The 3,252-nt window shown below is 72.3% G+C and carries 2 protein-coding genes and 1 pseudogene; 1 reads left to right on the top strand and 2 read right to left on the bottom strand.

Annotation, left to right across the window (positions count from 1 at the left end; genetic code table 11):
• Both AC1MIR_RS18660 and AC1MIR_RS18655 read right to left on the bottom strand, forming a co-directional pair.
• A pseudogene (locus AC1MIR_RS18660) lies at positions 1-230 on the bottom strand (hypothetical protein); the annotation flags it as partial.
• Between the two features lie 119 nt (positions 231-349).
• Entirely contained in the window at positions 350-1,882 is a 1,533-nt protein-coding gene (locus tag AC1MIR_RS18655) for an ABC transporter substrate-binding protein (RefSeq protein ID WP_480029693.1), read from the bottom strand.
• 301 nt (positions 1,883-2,183) lie between these two features.
• On the opposite strand from AC1MIR_RS18655, the gene AC1MIR_RS18650 reads away from it, so the two are divergent.
• Positions 2,184-3,164 carry a Bug family tripartite tricarboxylate transporter substrate binding protein gene (locus tag AC1MIR_RS18650; protein ID WP_480029692.1) on the top strand — a complete coding sequence of 327 codons (981 nt, stop codon included), beginning with the start codon at positions 2,184-2,186 and terminating at the stop codon, positions 3,162-3,164.
• Positions 3,165-3,252: the final 88 nt, after the last annotated feature.

The following is a 3,252-nucleotide window of genomic DNA, read 5'->3' as shown; positions in this document are numbered from 1 at the left end:
CGGGGGGCGCGGCGGGGGTGCACCCCGCCGACCGCACCCTCCCGGGGCCGGCGCCGGCGGCGCCGCTCGCGCAGCTCGGCCACCGAGGCCGGGTCCGGCACCACGCCGCCGGTGGACAGCAGCAGCTCCGCCGGGTCGCCGGGCACCATGTGCAGCGTCATGAAGACGATCGTCGCCACCACCCACATGAGCAGTAGCGAGACGCCGACGCGGCGCGCGACGAACAGCATCTAGTGGCCCGATCGCTGCTGTCGGGTCCCGAAAGCAGCGTGAATCGGCCCACCAACGCAAAGGCTGGTGGTGCGATGCCCGGCCCTCCGGCCGGGAACTGTCTGCCGGAGTCGCACCACTAGCCGCCGACGCTCACGAACTCCAGCATATCGCCCGACGAAAGGCTCAGCGCGCCCGGCTTGATGGCGAAGCCGCTGACCTTCGCCGTGAGGCCGTAGCCCTGCTCGCGCCAGGCCAGGCCGACGATCGGCACCTCCTCCAGCGCGGCGCGCTGCATGTCCTTGTAGATCGCGATGCGCTTCGCCGGATCCAGCTCCTCCCGGCCCTGGCTCAGCAGCTCGACCGTGCGCGGCGTGCTGAGGCGGAAGCTGCGCCCATGCGCCGGGGAGAGAGATGTGTCGAGCACCACGGTCAGCCCGTCCGGGTCGTTGAAATCGGCCGAGACGCCGTGGACCGCCATGTCGTATTGCCCGCGCACGCCCATGCTGACGCGCGTGGACCAGTCCACCACCCGCATCTCCGCGCGGATGCCGATCTCGCGCAGGTGCTGCTGCGCGACCTCGGCGGTGTCCTTGTGCATGTTGAAGGTGCCGGTGGTGAGGATGGTGGTGTCGATGCCGTTCGGATAGCCGGCCTCCCGCAGCAGGGCGCGGGCGCGCTCGGGGTCGTAGCGATGCCCACGGGAGAGCTCGGCGTCCCACCAGGGGGAGCCCTCGACGATCGGCATGCCCTCCAGCACCTTGCCGCGGCCGGAGAAGGCGACGCGCACGATGTCCTCGCGCCGAACCGCATGCGCGACCGCGCGGCGCACCAGCGGATTGTCGAAGGGCGGCTTCGTGCCGTTGAACAGGATGTCCATGAAGGGGCCCATCGTGCTCACCAGCTTGAAGCGCGGATCGGCCTCCAGCCCGGCCATCCCGCTCCAGGGGACGTAGTCGATCATGTCCACGTCGCCCGACTGCAGCGCGGCGAGCCGCAGGTTCTCGTCTGCGTAGACGGTCATGCGGATGGTGCGGGTGCGCGGCAGGCCGGGCATCCAGTAGTTCGGCGCCGCCTGCAGCTCGAGCCAGCTGCCGCGCTCCGAGCCGGTGACGCGATAGGGGCCGCAGCCGACCGCGTTGTTCATGTCCCGCGTGCCGCGCCAGACGATCGGCATGTTGTAGTTGGCGAACCAGAGCGGGACGGTGGCGATCTTCTCCTTCATCACCAGCCGCACGGTGTGCGGGTCCGGCGTCTCCACCCGCTCCACCTGCTGGAACTGCGTGCGGTAGTAGGCGGTGGAGCGTTCGCCGGCCACCTGCTCGATGGTCCACTTCACGTCCTCGGACGTGACCTTCTCGCCGTTGTGGAACACCGCGCGCGGGTCGAGGCGGAAGGTCCAGGCGCCGCTCTCGTCGCTGCTCCATTCGCGCGCCAGCAGCGGCTGCAGCTCGCCCTTCGTGTCGAAGGTGGTGAGCATGCGGTGCGTCAGCATCTTGACCATGCCGGCGGCCGCGCCGGTGGAGGGCCAGGGTTGCAGGTTGGGCGGCCAGACGGACAGGCCGTAGCGCAGCAGGCCCGGCTGCGGCGGCGCCGGGGCCTGGCGCAGCGCGGGCGCCACGCCGAAGGCGGTCGCGCCGATGATCGCGGCGCGGCGGGTCAGGATCGGCATCTCTTCTCTCCCTTGGCGTGACGTGAGACAGGATTGCCGCGCGTAGGGGGGGGCGGTGTCAAGCCTCCTGGCCATGGCGTGCAGCCACCGCGGGGCACCGCGCCGCCGCTGCACCGCCGCGCGGCAGGCCAGGGACGCGTCTGCGCGAAATGCAGCCAGTCGCGTCGCGGCGCCGGCCGTTCGATGCGAAGTCGTCATTGCCTCCTCGCCCGCGCCGCATCACGCTCGGCGCCTGTCGCGCGACAGGCGATGCGTGCCGCATCCGCCGGGCGCCGGAAACCGGAGAGAACGAAGAGCCGCCATGATCCGCCGTCGCCACCTCATCGCCAGCCTGCCCGCCCTTGCCGCCGCGCCGCTCGCCGCCCCGGCGCTGGCCCCGGGCGGCGGGCCCCGCCGCCAGATCCGCCTCGTCGTGCCCTATCCGCCGGGCGGCGCCAGCGACATCGCCGGCCGCCTGCAGGCGCAGGTGCTGCAGGAAGGGCTGGGCGTGCCGGTGGTGGTGGACAACCGCGCCGGCGCCGGCGGGACCATCGGCACCGCGCATGTCGCGCAGTCGCCGCCGGACGGCTACGTCATCATGATGGCGAGCCCCTCGAGCCATCTCGGCGCGCCGCTGCTGTTCAAGAACGCCGGCTACGAGGGCGTGGACGACTTCACCGCCATCGCCACCTTCGCCACCGGCACCGCGATGGTCTGCGTCAATCCGCGGCTGCCGATCAACTCCATCCAGGAGCTGATCGCCTATGCGAAGGCGAATCCGGGCCGGCTGAACTACGGCTCGGCCGGGGCGGGCGGGGCCAACCACATGCTCGGCGTGCTGTTCATGCAGCGGACGGGGGTCGAGCTGACCCATGTGCCCTATCGCGGCGCCGCGCCGGCCCGGGCCGACCTGATCGCGGGCAACATCCAGCTGGTCTTCGACAGCTTCGCCGGCGTGATCCCCGCCGTGCGCGCCGGGCAGGTGCGGGCTTTGGCGGTCACCAGCCCGCAGCGCTGGCCGCTCGCCCCGGAATTCCCGACGGTGCAGGAACAGGGTGTGGCCGACTACGACCTGCCGAGCTTCTCGGCCGTGATGGGCCCGAAGGGCATCCCGGAGCCGATCGTCGCGCGGATGAACGCGATCATCAACGATGGGTTGAAGAAGCCGGAGCTGATCCAGCGGCTGGCGGCCAATGGCAACGCCCCCTTCCCCTCCAGCCCGGCCGAGTTCGCCGCGCTGATGCAGGCGCAGCGGACCACCTGGCGGGGGCTGGTGGAGGCGACCGGGCTCAAGCCCGAATAGCGCCGGGCCGGCCCGGGCCCCCCCCCCCCCGCCGGGGGGGCCCCCCCCCCCCCCCCCGCGCAGCGCACGCCCCCGCCCCGCAGAGGCC

This window comes from Falsiroseomonas sp. RANM36 (assembly GCF_056682175.1).
The sequence above is the reverse complement of the archived record's forward strand: the minus strand, read 5'-3'. Positions and strand labels throughout refer to the sequence as shown.